The organism is Cupriavidus plantarum (assembly GCF_905397285.1).
In the GTDB taxonomy this organism is placed as follows: domain Bacteria; phylum Pseudomonadota; class Gammaproteobacteria; order Burkholderiales; family Burkholderiaceae; genus Cupriavidus; species Cupriavidus plantarum.
This window is the reverse complement of the sequence record NZ_CAJPUX010000002.1, coordinates 1,022,725-1,037,391: the sequence shown is the minus strand read 5'-3', so window position 1 is coordinate 1,037,391 and position 14,667 is coordinate 1,022,725. Positions and strand designations below refer to the sequence as shown.

At 66.1% G+C, this 14,667-nt stretch carries 14 protein-coding genes and 1 pseudogene; 4 read left to right on the top strand and 11 right to left on the bottom strand.

Translation table 11 applies throughout. The features are described from left to right. Positions 1-18: 18 nt before the first annotated feature. Complete coding sequence (locus KHP16_RS13405; RefSeq protein ID WP_211960373.1) at positions 19-246, bottom strand: hypervirulence associated TUDOR domain-containing protein; 228 nt, start codon at positions 244-246, stop codon at positions 19-21. A 95-nt stretch (positions 247-341) separates the two neighbouring features. On the opposite strand from KHP16_RS13405, the gene KHP16_RS13400 reads away from it, so the two are divergent. Beyond that, positions 342-1,619, top strand: a complete 1,278-nt coding sequence (locus KHP16_RS13400; RefSeq protein ID WP_211960372.1) for an aminotransferase class V-fold PLP-dependent enzyme — start codon at positions 342-344, stop codon at positions 1,617-1,619. 17 nt (positions 1,620-1,636) lie between these two features. Here the strand turns inward: KHP16_RS13400 and KHP16_RS13395 are convergent, their stop codons facing one another. The 5 genes and pseudogenes from KHP16_RS13395 to KHP16_RS13375 all read right to left on the bottom strand — a co-directional run. Beyond that, a complete protein-coding gene (locus tag KHP16_RS13395) occupies positions 1,637-2,002 on the bottom strand; it encodes a response regulator (RefSeq protein ID WP_109582841.1) in 366 nt (121 codons plus the stop codon). A gap of 19 nt (positions 2,003-2,021) precedes the next feature. Next, entirely contained in the window at positions 2,022-2,648 is a 627-nt protein-coding gene (locus KHP16_RS13390; protein WP_244835786.1) for a hypothetical protein, read from the bottom strand. Then, the gene (locus KHP16_RS13385) at positions 2,633-3,343 is read right to left on the bottom strand and encodes a methyl-accepting chemotaxis protein (protein ID WP_415926785.1); all 711 of its coding nucleotides are present in this window, start codon (positions 3,341-3,343) and stop codon (positions 2,633-2,635) included. The genes KHP16_RS13390 and KHP16_RS13385 overlap by 16 nt, the downstream gene beginning before the upstream one ends. 38 nt (positions 3,344-3,381) lie before the next feature. Next, positions 3,382-5,775, bottom strand: coding sequence for an ATP-binding protein (locus tag KHP16_RS13380; protein WP_211960370.1), 2,394 nt, complete (start codon positions 5,773-5,775; stop codon positions 3,382-3,384). 438 nt (positions 5,776-6,213) lie between these two features. Continuing rightward, a pseudogene (locus KHP16_RS13375) lies at positions 6,214-7,359 on the bottom strand (cysteine desulfurase family protein); the annotation flags it as partial. Positions 7,360-7,559: 200 nt separating this feature from the next. On the opposite strand from KHP16_RS13375, the gene KHP16_RS13370 reads away from it, so the two are divergent. The 3 genes from KHP16_RS13370 (at position 7,560) to KHP16_RS13360 (ending at position 9,686) form a co-directional block, all read left to right on the top strand. Further along, on the top strand, positions 7,560-8,195 hold the full coding sequence (locus KHP16_RS13370; protein WP_211960368.1) for a uracil-DNA glycosylase family protein: 636 nt from the start codon (positions 7,560-7,562) through the stop codon (positions 8,193-8,195). Positions 8,196-8,367: 172 nt separating this feature from the next. Then, positions 8,368-8,571 carry a cold-shock protein gene (locus tag KHP16_RS13365; protein ID WP_109582846.1) on the top strand — a complete coding sequence of 68 codons (204 nt, stop codon included), beginning with the start codon at positions 8,368-8,370 and terminating at the stop codon, positions 8,569-8,571. A gap of 170 nt (positions 8,572-8,741) precedes the next feature. Continuing rightward, positions 8,742-9,686: a YihY/virulence factor BrkB family protein gene (locus KHP16_RS13360; RefSeq protein ID WP_211960367.1), complete on the top strand. Its 945-nt coding sequence runs from the start codon at positions 8,742-8,744 to the stop codon at positions 9,684-9,686. Here KHP16_RS13360 and KHP16_RS13355 read toward each other — a convergent pair. The 5 genes from KHP16_RS13355 to KHP16_RS13335 form a co-directional block, all read right to left on the bottom strand. Further along, on the bottom strand, positions 9,604-10,920 hold the full coding sequence (locus tag KHP16_RS13355; RefSeq protein ID WP_109582848.1) for a phospholipase D-like domain-containing protein: 1,317 nt from the start codon (positions 10,918-10,920) through the stop codon (positions 9,604-9,606). The genes KHP16_RS13360 and KHP16_RS13355 overlap by 83 nt on opposite strands. An 84-nt stretch (positions 10,921-11,004) precedes the next feature. Next, positions 11,005-12,309, bottom strand: coding sequence for an NAD(P)/FAD-dependent oxidoreductase (locus KHP16_RS13350; RefSeq protein ID WP_430392568.1), 1,305 nt, complete (start codon positions 12,307-12,309; stop codon positions 11,005-11,007). Between the two features lie 26 nt (positions 12,310-12,335). After that, a complete protein-coding gene (locus KHP16_RS13345) occupies positions 12,336-13,106 on the bottom strand; it encodes an amino acid ABC transporter ATP-binding protein (RefSeq protein ID WP_109582850.1) in 771 nt (256 codons plus the stop codon). After that, positions 13,103-13,774 carry an amino acid ABC transporter permease gene (locus tag KHP16_RS13340; RefSeq protein WP_109582851.1) on the bottom strand — a complete coding sequence of 224 codons (672 nt, stop codon included), beginning with the start codon at positions 13,772-13,774 and terminating at the stop codon, positions 13,103-13,105. Before KHP16_RS13340 ends, KHP16_RS13345 begins: the two co-directional genes overlap by 4 nt. Positions 13,775-13,778: 4 nt before the next feature. Continuing rightward, the gene (locus tag KHP16_RS13335; protein WP_109582852.1) at positions 13,779-14,549 is read right to left on the bottom strand and encodes an ABC transporter substrate-binding protein; all 771 of its coding nucleotides are present in this window, start codon (positions 14,547-14,549) and stop codon (positions 13,779-13,781) included. Between the last annotated feature and the right edge of the window lie 118 nt (positions 14,550-14,667).

The following is a 14,667-nucleotide window of genomic DNA, read 5'->3' as shown; positions in this document are numbered from 1 at the left end:
AAGGTGCGTGCACCGGCGTCAGCGGATCTTCTTCAGCGCATCTGCCTTGTGGATCGCTTTTTTGCCGCTTCGGGCGCTCTTGACTTCATATTGGGGTTCGGATGGCGTCGCTTTGGCCGTGTGGCCGCCGGCCTTGGCGGTCGCCGTCACCCTGCGCGTGACGGTGCCCTCGGTCGGCCCTTGCGACGTTTGCCAGCGAACCTTATCGCCCTTCGCCACCTTCGATGCGTGCGATGCCTTTGCCATGCCAGTCTCCCATCCTGTTATCCGATCCGACCTCCGGCGCAAGGACCGTGCCGAGCGTTCTAGTACCATGCGAGAGACATTGGCGAGGACATCGTATGCAGACTTCCGGACACCGGTCATGGCGCGCGCTCGACGACGAGGCGCTGGCGCGTATCCGACGCGAGACCCCCAGCTATGGCGCCACCGCCCATTTCAATAACGGTTCCGCGAGCCTCGCCCCCGCGCCGGTGCTCGACGCGTTGGCCGGCTGGCTTGACCGAGAACGCGCCGTCGGCCCGCATCGCGCGCTGGCCGAACACGCGGAGGCGCTCGGCGACGTGCATGCGAGCATCGCGCGGTTGCTCGACGTGCCTGGGGATTCGATTGCATTGGCCCCTTCAGCCAGTGCGGCATGGGCAACGGCGCTGAGCGCCGCCTTGCAGGCCGAGCGGCCCGTCCATGTGATCAGTGCCGCCAGCGAGTACGCGGCCAACGCGGCATACCTGCGCGTGGCGCTGCGCAAGGGACGGATTGCGTTGACCGTATTGCCGGACGATCGCGACATTCCGTTGACCGAAACGTTGCGGCACGCGCTCCAAGGCGTGGCGCGCGGTGCGATGCCCGTGGTATCAGTGCCAGCGGTGTCGGCAACGTTCGGCACCGTCGTCGCGCTCGACGGCGTCGCGGAACTCGTGCATGCGCATGACGGGCTGTTCCTGCTCGATGCGAGCCATCTGATCGGCCAGCGGCCGTTCGATGTCCACGCAAGCGGCGCCGACGTGCTGCTGTTTCCGCCGCGCAAATGGCTGCGCGGGCCGCGCGGCATGGCCGGCGCCCATTACTCGGCGCGGGCGCTGCGGCGGCTCGACCTGCCCGATGGGCTCGACGTGCGTGGCGCCTTCTGGTCCGCGGACGGGACGGGCGATGCCACCATGCATATCCGGGAGGGCGCGACGCGCTTCGAGCCGAGCGAGATGCATCCCGGCCTCAAGCTCGCGTTCCGCGCGGCCAGCGATTATGCGCGGCAGGTCGGGCTCGACCGGATCGCGGGCACGATCGCGCAGGTGCGCGGGCGGGTCGTCAGGGCCATCGAAGACGCCTGCGGATGGCTGCCGCGCGAGGCGGCCGGCGCCGACAACAGTGCGCTCATCACCTATGACGTGGCGACCCTGATGTCGCCGTCGCCTCGATCGGGCGCGGAAATTCTCGGTGAGGCGCTGCGCGCGCAGGAGATCCATACGGCAGCCGTGGGGCTTCAGCACACGCCGTGGGCGTTCGGCTCGCCCGATGCGCGCACGCTGCTGCGGCTGACGCCCCACTACTACACGAGCGACGACGAGATCGCCCGTCTGGCGACGGCGCTGGCGCACTACGTGCGCCAGTCCGCGCGCTGAGGGGCCGCCAGCCCGCCTCAGATCGCCAGCTTCTTGAGCCCCTCCAGCACGGCGGCCCCCTTGAACGGCTTGACGATCCAGCCCTTCACGCCGGCCGCCTTGCCGCGTTCCTTCATCGCGGGACTGCTCTCGGTGGTCAGCATCACCACGTTGACGCTCTTGTTGCCGAGCTCGCCGCGGATCTTCTCGACCATCGTCAGGCCGTCCATGTTCGGCATGTTGACGTCGCTGATGATCAGGCGGATGCCCGGGTCAGCCTTGAGGCGCGACAGCCCGTCCCGGCCATCCACGGCGATCTGCACATCGAGGCCATTGCCGCGCAAAAAGCCCGCCACTTCGTCGCGCACCGCGCTCGAATCGTCCACCACCAGAATCTTTGCCAAGGTCTTCTCCTGCTGAAAATCAAAACAGTTCGAGCGCGCCGTCGCTGCCCGCCATCTCCACGTCGTCTCCGGCATGGAAGTCGATCGGCACGCGCGTAAACAGGCACATCGTGGCGCCCACCGTCACCGCGCTTTCGATCGACGCAACAGAGATGGACGCGACAAGATCGGCGCGATAGTCGGGCTGCAGGCTGTCGACATACGCAAGGCTGTGGCCACCGAGCACATAGGGCGTGGACATGCCGAGATCGGGGAAATGCCGGCCGAGTTCCTGATTGACCGCCCCGCAGCAGAGATTGCCAAGTTCCAGCAACGCATCGCGCAACGGGCGGCCCGGCGCGATGTCCGCCGAAAAGTGATCCGAAAAGTAAGCCGAAAAATAAGCCGCCGATGCCGGATCGTCGCGGAACCGCAGGAACATCATGTAGCGGAAGCCCATCGACGCGATGGTCAGGACGACCACGATGTCGTCCACCCAGCTGTCGTCCACCCCGCTGTCGTCGAACACACCCCCGGCATCCGGCCCGCCTGCGCGTGCGATCGTGCAGTGATCGCCTTCGCGCAGCACCAGCCGCGCGCGCACCGCGCGCTCCAGCACCGTCTCCAGGCTCTGCCGCGCCCGCGTGCTGATCAGACCGTCGCGCACGCGCAAGCCTCCTCGAGCCGTTGGGCCATCATCGCGACGCTGGACAGCGCGGCCGTCACCATCTTGCCGCCGGCCTGGATATCCTGGAAGGTCGCCGTCGTCGTCAGATCGCTTTGATGCAGGCTGTCGCCGTAGCTTTTCGACAGTGCCTCCGACCGGGCCGCCAGCGCGCGCACCTCGCCCGCAACCACGCCGAAACCGCGTCCCGCCGCACCGGCGCGCGCAGCCTCGATCGAGGCGTTCAGCGACACGATGACGACGTGCCGCACGATCGACGACAGTTCCATGTTCTGCGCGTGCATCGCCTCATTGCGCGCCATCAGCGAGATCATCTGCTCGTGCCAGCGCTCGAATGTATGCGCAAGGCCGCGCAGACGCTGTGTTTCCTCGGCGATGCGGCGGGCCTGTTCCCGCGCCGCCGCCTGCTGCCGGGCGGTTTCCGCGCGCTCTGCATCGCGCTGCGCCAGCATCGCGGACTCTTCGGCGGCGGCGGCCTCCACGCGGCGCAGTGATTCATGCAGCGTTTGCAGGTCCTGCTCGCAACGTTCCAGGTCAGCGTGCAGCGTCGCATTGGCCTGTTCCAGCGGCGCGACGGCGTCGTCGCGCTGGATGCCGGCCAGTGCCCGCATACGGCGCGCATGGCGGCGCCATGCAAGGCCACCGGCCGCGGCCATGGCTGCCGCCCCGGCCAGCATGCCGATTCCATACTCGATCATCCCGCCTACTCCTTCCTTCAATAGGGCGCCTGCAGCGTCATCGATGCCGGCGTCTCCGCCAGGGCCGCCACGCTATCCACGGCAAACTTGCCCGGCAGGCTCACCACCGTCTGGAAGTGGCGGAACGACGCACCCGCGTGGTTGTCAGTGAAGCGCAGTTCGATGGTGCCGCCCGAGCGGCTCAGGAACTCGCGGACGGCGTCCATGCCCACACCGCGGCCGGAGATCTTCGTCACCGTATCGGCCGTCGAGAAACCCGGATGGAAGATGAACTGGGCAATCGCCTCGTCGCCGAGCACCGCGTCATCCGCGACCCAGCCCCGTTCGACCGCCGTCGCCCGGATCCTCGCCAGCGCGAGGCCGCGGCCATCGTCGGCGACGGTGATCTGCAGCGTCTGCCCATCGACGCCTGCGTCGATGCGGATCGTTCCCGCGACGGGCTTGCCGGCCGCGAGTCGCGCCTGCACGGGCTCGATGCCATGGTCGATCGCATTGCGCAGCAGATGCGTGAAAACGTTCTCCAGCATGCCGGCGACTTCCGCGCGCAGCCGGTAGCCGTTGTCCTGAATGATGACTTCCGGCGCGGCCTTGCCGAGTTCGGCGGCCAGCGACGGCAGCGCTTCGACCACGGGCTGCAGCACCTCGCTCAGGCTTGAGGCATCGAGCACGCGCAGGATGCGATGCACCGCCGCGCGCATGGAGACCAGCTCCGCAAGGCTGTCCGTCCGCGCGCCCTCGAGCAGCCTCAGGCTCTCTCGCACATGGCCCACCGCGTCCTGCGGGTGCGCCGCGCGCGCGGACCAGTCGCCGCCCAGGCCATCGCGGGCGCCTCCGCGGCTCAGTTTTTCCTCATGAATCTTGCGATAACGGGCGAGCGTGTCACGCACGCGCGCGACGTCCTTCAGCAGCGCATCGGGGTTCCACGCGTGGGCCTCCCGCTCGAGGCTGCGCAGCAGTTCCAGCCGCTGCTCGGCCTCATGCACGACGTCGGTCAAATGCAGCAGCTTGTACGTGCGCGCATTGCCCTTGATGGTATGCATGTTGCGGAACAGCGCGGCGATGGCGGCATCGTCCGCCTCGGTGGACTGGCGGATGATGTGCTCGTTCTCGTGCACGAAGCCGTGCGCGCTGTCCATGAACCGATGGAACTTCTCTTCGCCGAGCGCCAGGATCTCGCCAATGATCTCCAGGCTGCGGCGCTGCTCGCTGGCTTCGGCCGCGAGCTCCCGCAGTTGCGTCACGTCGCGCACGCAGAGCATCAGGCGGACGATGATGTCGTCATCGTCGGTGATCGCGGACCAGCTCAGGTCCAGCACCTTGACCTGCCCGTCCGCCATGCGCTTCTCGACTTCGGTCGGCAGAAGATGTTCGTTGAACACGAAGTTGATGCCGTCCTGCCCCAGGCAGGCGTCGATGGCGGCCTCCACCTGCGAGCGGGCATCGGCGCCGAGGTCCGCATCGGCGAATACGAGCGCCATGAAGTTGCGGCCCGCGATGTCGCGCGTGTCGAAGATCTGTTCCAGATAGGCCGAATACTCGGGATGGACGAGGCCGCCATCGACCACGGTCAGGATGCCCTGCTGCATGTTCTGCAGGATCGCCTGGATATCGGTGGTCTTCTGCCGCAGTAGCGACGCGCCTTCCTGGATGCGCTCGATCATCTGGTTGAACGCGACGATCGAATGGCCGATCTCGTCCATGCGGCCCACCTCGATGCGCCGTGTGAAATCCTGGCTTGCGGCGATCTCGCTCATCGTCGTCTGCATGCGCGTGAGCGGTCGGGCGATCTGGCGGTATAGCATCCATTCGACCAGCGACAGCAGCAGCACGGCGGCAGCGCTGACCGCGCCGATGGTCCCGGCGGCGCTGTCAAGCTGGCCGTTGAGCATCGCGATGGCGTCGTCCTTCTCGCGGTTCTTTTCCACGCGGAGGGTATCGACGATCTTCTCCATCTCGTCGCGATACCGCGCGACGTTGGCGAACAGGAACGCCTGCGCGATCTCGTCGCGGCCCGCGGCCTTCATTTCCGCGGTCTCGCGAATGGCGTCGAAATAGTTGGCAAGGCTTTCGCCGGCCTGCGCGACGAGGCCCTTCTGCGCATGGGTCGCGGCGTTGGCCGTCTGTCTGCCGAGCGCTTCGCGCAACGCGGCCTCGCGGGCCTTCAGATCATCCTGTGCCTGCGAAAGCAGGTTGGCATCGGGCGCGTACACCAGCGCCATGGTGGCGAGTTGAACGTCCTTCACGAGCGACACGACGTCGGCCGACGCGAGCGCGCTGGGTACGACGCCCTCGGTGACTCGTTTCACTTCGGATGCACTGGAACGTGTCTGCAGTACGGCGTAACCGCCTATTGCGGTCAACGCCAGACACATCAGGACGATCAGCAGCACGATGCGCTGACGAATGGTCATGGCAAAGCTCCCCGGCATTACGAATGTCAAACCCTTGCGTGAAGGGCGTTCGCCTCGTGCTATGCGAAGCGATCGAATGCCGGCGAGGTTACGCGCGACGCATGACCTCCGAATGACATGTCACCTCTCCGAATCCCCTCCAATGTAGGGGGAGAACGGGTGCAGGAATTCCCCGCCGAAGGCCATCCGGATGTGACGGTTGCAATTCTTACCGGGAAACTCCAATATTGCTTATATCTGACAAAAGTACCGTCCGTGCGATATCAGACAGACACCGACAGCGCGGCCGATTCGGGCGAACTACATTGGAACTCAGGATCTGACCCATCCTGAAACACCCCCCGAATCACCCCCTGCTCCCCGCCGGCTCCCCCGGCGGGTTTTTTTTTTGCGGGTTGCGCCAGCGGCTTACGCCACCTTCTGCCGCGGCACGTCGAACGCCCGGCACTGCGCAATCGCCTTGCCGAAGGATGCGACCGCGGCATCGACGTCCGCCTCGGTGGTAAATCGCCCAAGGCTCAACCGCACCGTCCGTTCCGCCGCTTCCGCGCTCAGCCCGATGCCGGTCAGCACGTGCGAAGGCTTGCCCGCCGCCGAATTGCATGCCGACGTGGACGACACGGCCAACTCGTCCGCCAGCATGAACGGAAAGAAGTTGGGCGAGTCCACCGTCAGGCTCAGCGTATGCGGAATGCGCGGCGCGTCGCAGGCGTTCTGCGTCACGATCTCCAACGCGCCCACGCCCGCCAGAAGCCGAGCGCTCAATGACGCGATACGGGCGTTGTCCGCCGCCATCTCCATGCGCGCCACCTCGCAGGCCGTCCCCATGCCGACGATCTGATGCGTGGGAAGCGTGCCCGACCGCAGGCCCTGCTCATGCCCGCCCCCATGCATCTGGCAGGCAATACGCGGCGCCACGTCGCGGCTCACATAGAGCGCGCCGATCCCCTTGGGACCATAGAGCTTGTGCGCCGACATCGACAGCAGATCGATGCCCATCGCCTTGACGTCGATCTCTACCTTGCCCGCGGCCTGCGCGGCGTCCACGTGCAGCAACGCGCCGGCGGCATGCACCACACGTGAGATGGCGGCGACGTCGGTCAGCGTGCCGATCTCGTTGTTGACCATCATCAGCGATACAAGTCCCGTATCGCGTCCGATCGCCGCCTCCACCGCGGCCACCGTGATTTCGCCCGACGCATCCGGCACAAGGCAGGTCACCGACGCCCCGCGCCGCTCGAGGTGCGAGGCGGTATCCAGAATCGCCTTGTGCTCGAGGCTGCTGGTCACGAGATGACGCCGTCCCTGCTCGGCCTCGAAGAAACCCTTGAGCGCCAGATTGTTGGACTCCGTCGCACCGGACGTCCATACGATCTCCGACGGCGCGGCACCGATCAGATCCGCTACCTGGGCACGCGCCGTTTCGACGAGGTGTTTCGCCTTCAGTCCCGCCGTATGCGAACTCGACGCGGGATTCCCGAACACCCCTCCGGCCCCGAGGCACCCAAACATTGCCTCCATGACGCGAAGGTCGGCGGGCGTGGTGGCGGCGTAGTCGAAGTAGCGCTGGGTGTCGGTACTCATGATTCCAATCTCCTGAACGAAGCGGTCATGCTACGACGCGCCCGCGGAAAGTGGATTCCAAGATCGCCCAAGGATGACCTCATTCAAGGAATGCCATGCCATGGATCCCCGGCATAGAGAAATTTTATTCCCGCATATGGCGCACGCGCCGCTGGAGACGAGGAAACGAAGATCCGAGCGCTCGCCTCCACACGCGTAAAATGGCGCCCGTGCCCCATACCGAAGCCAAGCTGTCCCTCGACCTCGCCCACCCCCGGGACAAGATTTCTCTCCTGCGGCGCGACATCGCCGCATGCACCCACTGCGCCGCGCATCTGCAAGCCGGCCCGCGCCCGGTGGTGCAGTTCAGCGCCACCTCTCGCATCCTGATCGTTGGCCAGGCGCCCGGCTCGCGCGTGCATGCGAGCGGCGTGCCGTTCGACGATGCCAGCGGCGATCGCCTGCGGGACTGGCTCGGCATCGGCAAGGAGGTGTTCTACGATGCCTCGCGAATTGCCCTGATGCCCATGGGGTTCTGCTATCCCGGGAAAGGCGGCAGCGGAGACCTGCCGCCACGGCGCGAATGTGCGCCGCTGTGGCATCAGCGCGTGCTGGACGCCCTGCCGGCGGACCGCCTGACGCTGCTCGTGGGCAGTTACGCGCAGGCCGCCTACCTCCCTCGGCGGCCCAGGCGCTCGATGGCCGAGGCCGTCGCCGATTTCGCGGCATTTGGGCCGAATGTGTTTCCGCTGCCGCATCCGTCGTGGCGCGTGGTGCTCTGGATGCGGCAAAACCCGTGGTTCGAGGCCACTTTGCTGCCCACTTTGCGCCGCGCCGTGCACGCCCGATTGCGATGACTCTAAAAAAATACATTGACGCGGACGGCCAGCCTCTGTATAAACAGTCCTCGCAGGATCTCAAGTTGTTGCTCGAAGTACCTGACGTGCTACGTCATTCATTGTTGCTTCCTTGATCGTCATGCCTCGGCGGTGTTTTTGCCGGCCGAGAAACTCTTTTAAGGAATCCAACATGGAAACCGGTACCGTTAAGTGGTTCAACGACGCAAAGGGCTTTGGCTTCATCACCCCGGACGCAGGTGGTAACGACCTGTTCGCGCACTTCTCCGAGATCCAGGGCAGCGGCTTCAAGTCGCTCGCAGAAGGCCAGAAGGTTCGCTACGTCGCTGGCGTTGGCCAAAAGGGCCCGGCCGCAACGAAGATCGAAGCGATCTAAGCTTGCTGCTCGCCTGATAAAAAACCCCGCCCAGCGGGGTTTTTTTACGCCCATCGTTTTTGTACGCCCGTAGCTCCTGATTCAGGATTCGCACCGGCTGGCATCGATATTGCCCCGCATCGGGCATTCGAACTCCCCGGCGTCCGCCAACCGAGGGCGCCCCATCAGCCATGCAAAACTGGCGCACCGGTCTTTCCCACTCGAGAAACTTCTTCATCCTGCTCAGAGACACGGTCTCGGCATGGCTCGACGACTATGCGCCGAGCATGGGCGCGGCGCTGGCCTACTACACCGTGTTCTCCGTCGCGCCGCTGCTGCTGATCGTCATCAGCGTGGCGGGGCTCGTGTTCGGGGCGGATGCGGCGCGCGGCGCCGTGGTGCAGCAGATCGGCGGGTTGGTGGGCACCGATGGCGCGGAGGCGATCGAGGCGATGCTCGTGTCGCTGAATCGGCCTGGCGCGGGCACGCTCACCGCGATCGTCGGAGCCATCACGCTGTTCGTTGGCGCGACGACGGTCTTCGCCGAGCTTCAGGACGCGCTCGATCGCATATGGCGCGTTCCGGAGCGCAAGAAGGCTTCGGGCATCGTCGAGCTGATTCGCACGCGCGTGCTGTCGTTCGGGATGGTGCTCGGCATCGGCTTCCTGCTGATCGTCTCCCTGGTCGCCAGCGCGGCGGTGTCCGCGCTCGGACGCGCGTGGACGACGGATGGCGAGGTGGAGGCCGTGGCGCACGGTATCGACCTGCTGCTGAGCTTTGGCCTCACGACGGTGGTCTTCGCGATGATCTACAAGATCATGCCGCACGCCAGGGTCCGGTGGCTGGACGTATGGCTCGGCGCCCTGGTGACGGCGACCCTTTTCACGATCGGCAAGGTGCTGATCGGCCTGTATATCGGCAAGACCGGCGTTGCGTCAGGGTACGGGGCCGCCGGCTCGCTGGTGATCGTGCTGGTCTGGGTGTATTACTCCGCGCAGATCTTCCTGCTGGGCGCGGAGTTCACGTGGCTGTACGCAAACCGGTACGGCTCGCTCAAAGCTGCGCCCCAATCAGGGACGACAGCGCATCCGCAAACTTCTGCCGCAACGGGCGCTGCTTCCACGCGTCGTACGTAATCGGCTGGGAGCGCTTGAGGTCGTCCTCGAAAATCGCGGTCTGCTCGGCCGCGAACTTGGGATCGAGGATGTTCAGCGTGGCCTCGTCGTTGAGCCGGAACGAGCGGTTGTCGAAGTTCGTGGAGCCGACGGACACCAGCAGCCCATCCACGATCATCACCTTGCAGTGGTACATCGTCGGCTTGTACTCAGCGATGAGAACGCCGCGTTTCAGCAGTTCTCCCCAGCGCTGGCGCGATGCGGCGCGCACAGTCTCGGAGTCGATGTGTTCGCCCGGCACGATGATGCGCACGCGCACGCCGCGGTCGATGGCGGCGAGCAGCGCATGTTCGGTGACGCGGTCCGGCACGAAATACGCGGCCGACAGGTCGATCGAGGATTTCGCGGCCGTGATCGCGAGCTGGTACATGAGCGCCATGCTCTCGCTGCCGCCGGTCGGCGAGCTGCTGAACATCTGCGCGCGCCCTTCCCCGGCCGGCTTCGGCAGCGGGAAGTATTCCGGACCATGCGAGACGCGGCCCGCCACCTTGATCCAGTTGTCGACGAATACCGCCTGCATCTGGCCGACCACGGGCCCTTCCACCTCGAAGTGCGTATCGCGCCAGTGGTCCGGGTCCTGCGCATGGCCGGTCCACTCGGGCGCGATGCCCACGCCACCCGTAAAGCCGACGGTGCCGTCGACGATCAGCAGCTTGCGGTGTGTGCGGTTGTTGAGCTTGCTCAGCGTGTACCAGCGCACGGGGTGGAACATGCGGACGTCGACGCCCGCATTCGTCATCGTGTCCAGCACAGACTGCTCGACCTTGGCGCTGCCGACGGCATCGAGCAGCACCTGCACCTTGACGCCATGGCGCGCACGTTCGCTCAGCGCTTCGGCGAACGCCATGCCGATGTCGCCGGACCAGTAGATATAGGACTCGAAGTTGATGGTCTTCCGCGCGCGCCGGATCGCTTCCAGCATGGCGGGAAAGATTTCGTCGCCGTTGCGCAGCACGCGATAGCGGTTGCCATCGACCACGGGCGGCCCGAGCAGCACGCCGAGTTCATGCGCGAACTGCGGGTCCTCCAGGCTGTAGAGGCGATCGACCCGGCGCTCGATATGCCTGTCGTCCCCCGCAATGTTCCAGACGACGGCGCCGCAGATGGCCGACAGCACCACGAGCGCCACCAGGGCGACGAAAGAGATCGCGGTACGCGGGGCGCGTCCGGCTTGGTAACGGCCGATGATCGACATGGCTTGATCGCCCTTGCGAAGCAGAGGTGCCCATCATTCCATCGGAGGTACCAAAATGCCATCGGCGCCCCTCCTACAACGTGCTCAGCCGAACCGATCGAGCAGGCTGTACCACGCCACCCCCGCGGCGACATAGAAGCGCTGGAGGCCATGCATCGGGATCGGCACGATCGGCGAGATGGGATACGGGAAGCTGTCGCCTGCCCCCGCGCCCTCACCGGTGAGCCGTCCGGCAATATGCTTGCCGAAGCTCGTGCACAGCGCGATGCCGCGGCCGTTACAGCCGACAGCGACCGTGACGCCGGGGGCGGGTTCGTGCACGTGCGGCATGAAGTCGCGCGTGACCGCGATGCGGCCGCTCCAGCGGTATGCATAGTCGAGCGGCCCCAGCTGCGGGAACAGCAGCTCCAGCGAGCGCTCCAGATGCGCGAAATCGTCAGGGCTCCGCGGATCGGCAAAGAAGCCTCGGCCGCCCATGAGCAACCGCCCTTCGCTGTCCTTGCGGAAATACAGCAGCAGGCGCTGCGACGTCGACGCCGTTTCGCCGCGCGCGAGAATGGCGTCCGCCGCGGCCGAAGACAGCCGGCGCGTGGCCACGATAAAGCTGTTGGCCGTGAGGAGCGTGCTGGACAGGCCCGGCCATAGCGGCCCGGTGTAGCCATTGGTCGCGATGACTACATGCTCCGCTTCCACGGTCGCCCCCGTGGAGAGCGTGGCTTTCCATCGGCCTTGCCCCGACGCCGCCTGCCGCGCGAGCGAGACCACGGCGGTGTCGCCATGGATCGATGCTCCCGCGCGCTGGGCCGCGTTGGCAAGCCCGCGGGTATACGACAGCGGCTGGATCGCCCCGGCACGGCCATCGAGCCAGCCGCCGGCGAACGCATCGGTGCCGACGCGCCGGGCCACGGCGTCGCGGTTTAGCATCTCCACCTTGACGCCCCGCCGCTCCCACTGCCGCGCGCGCGCGTGCATGCCGTCCACGGCCTTCGCCGTGTAGCCCAGCTGCAGCCAGCCCGCGCGGACCGGCTGGCAATCGATGCGGTGCCGCGCGATCAGGTCGAACACGAGGTCCGCGGAACCCGAGATCGCATCGATCAGCGGCTCGGCGCGCGCGGCACCGAACTTGCGTACGAGTTCGTCGGGATCGTACTTGAGCGTGGGATTGACCTGGCCGCCATTGCGGCCGGACGCGCCCCAGCCCGGCTGATGGCTATCGACGACGCGGACGGCGGCCCCCTGCTCCGCGAGGTGCAATGCGGTGGAGAGCCCCGTGAACCCCGCGCCGATGACCAGCACATCGGCCCGCGCCGATGCCGTCAGCGCCGGCGCCGGCGGCGCCTCGATGGCGGTGGCGGCCCACAGGGACGGCGGCAACGCGCGCCCGCTCATGGCGCTGTCGGTCATGGTGTGATGGGTCATGACACGCTCTCTGTTTCGCCCGCGCCCGCGGCATCCACCGGTTTCTGCAGCACGCGGCGCAGGAAGTCCTGCGTGCGGGCCTGCCGCGGGGCGCCTAGCACCTGCGCGGCCGGTCCTTCCTCCACGATCCTGCCGCCGTGCAGAAAGCAGACACGGTCCGCCACCTCGCGCGCGAAGCCCATCTCGTGCGTCACCACGATCATCGTCATGCCTTCCCTGGCGAGATTGCGCATGACCTCCAGCACGTCGCCGACAAGTTCGGGGTCGAGGGCGGAGGTCGGTTCGTCGAACAGCATCGCTTCCGGCTGCATGGCGAGCGCGCGCGCGATGGCCACGCGCTGCTGCTGGCCGCCGGATAACTGGGCGGGATGTGCGTCCGCCTTTGCCGCCAGGCCGACCTTGTCGAGCAATGCCATGGCGCGCTCGCGTGCGGCCTGCTTCGACTCCCCGCGCACGTACACCGGGCCTTCCATCACGTTCTCCAGCACCGTGCGATGCGGGAACAGGTTGAAGCGCTGGAACACCATGCCCATGCGGCTGCGCAGCCGGTGAATGTCGCGGCCCTCGCGGTCCACGCGTTCGCCGAACGCGCGGATCTCGCCGCCCTCATAGGACTCGAGGCCGTTGATGCACCGCAGTACGGTCGATTTGCCCGATCCCGACGGACCGATCAGGCAAACGACCTGACCCTTGTCCACGTGCAGGTCTACGCCATGCAGCACCTGATGGTCGCCAAATCGCTTCTGCAGGTTCTCGATATCGATCATGGTCGCTTCCTTCCGGCGCCAAAGCGGTGTTCCACGCGGCGCAGCGCATAGACGAGCGGCAAACTCATCAGCAGGTACAGCAGCGCGACGAGCGTGTAGACGGTCATGTTCTGGAACGTCGACGAGGCGATGAGCTGACCGGCGCGCGTCATCTCGGCCACCGTGATCGTGGAGACCAGCGACGAGTCCTTGAGCATCATCACGAGGGTGTTGCCATACGGCGGCAGCGCGATGCGGAACGCCTGCGGGAGGATGACGCGCCGCAGGATCAGCGGCCCGCGCATGCCCATGGCCTGCGCGGCTTCGCGCTGGCCGGGATCCACGGCCTCGATGCCCGCGCGGAAGTTCTCCGCCTGATACGCGGAATACGCGATACCGAGGCCGATCACGCCAGCCTGGAACGCGGTCAGGTGAATGCCGGCATCGGGCAGCACGAAATAGATATAGAACAGCTGCACGATGATCGGCAGCCCGCGAATCACGTTGACGATCGTGGAGCCGGTGACGGACAACGCGCGGACCGGCGACAGTTTCATCAGCGCGAGGCCCAGCCCCAGCACGCTGCTCAGCAGGAACGACAGCACGGTGACCTCCACCGTGACCACCGCGCCTTTCAGCAGGATGGGCAGGAACTCGCGCGCGTTCTCGAGGAAGGTTGCGAGCGCCATCCTCTTACATGCCCCACTTCTGCACGATCTTCGCCAGCGTGCCATCGGCCTTGATGGCGGCGATGGCCTTGTTCACGCGCGCGAGCGTCTCGGTGTCGCCCTTCCGCACGACGAGGCAGACGTCGCCGACGTTGACGGACTTGTAGCTGCCGACGAGCTTCACGCCTGGAAACGCGTTCTGGCGAATCTGATAGGCGATCAGCGGCTGATCGCCGAGGCCGGCCTTGATGCGGCCGAGCGAGAGATCGCGCGACATGTCGGCGATGGAGTCGTAGCTGCGCACCTCCTTGAAGATGCCCTTCTTGTTCAGCATGTCGAGGAAGACGGTGCCGACCTGCGCGCCGACGACTTCGCCCTTGAGATCGTCGAGCGACGTGTACGCCTTGGCATCGTCGGCCTTGACCATCAGGCCTTCGCCGTACGAATAGACCGGATCGCTGAACGACACCACCTGCTCGCGCGCGGGCGTCTTGAGCATGGCCGCGGAGATGATGTCGATCTTGTTCGAGGTCAGCGACGGAATCAGGGCCGCGAACGCGGTCTGCTGCACGTTCACCTGAAAGCCGCCTGCCTTGCCCACCGCCGTCACCGTATCGACCATCATCCCCTGGATGGTGTTGGTCTTGACGTCGAGGAACGTGAACGGAACGCCCGTGGCGGTCGCGCCGACGTTATACGTAGCCGGTGCACTGCCTTGGGCCCACGCGAGGGAAGAAACGGTGCCGGCGAGGCACAGAAGCAGTGCGTGGCGGCGGGCGCGGTTGACGATGGACATGCTGACACTCCTTGTGAAGGGGGTTCTCGGGGGCGCGCGAAGGTGCGCGGCACATTTGCTACGCAACCTGTATGCCAATAGTCGATGAACATCCATCGCTTTTTAATCCGCGAAAACC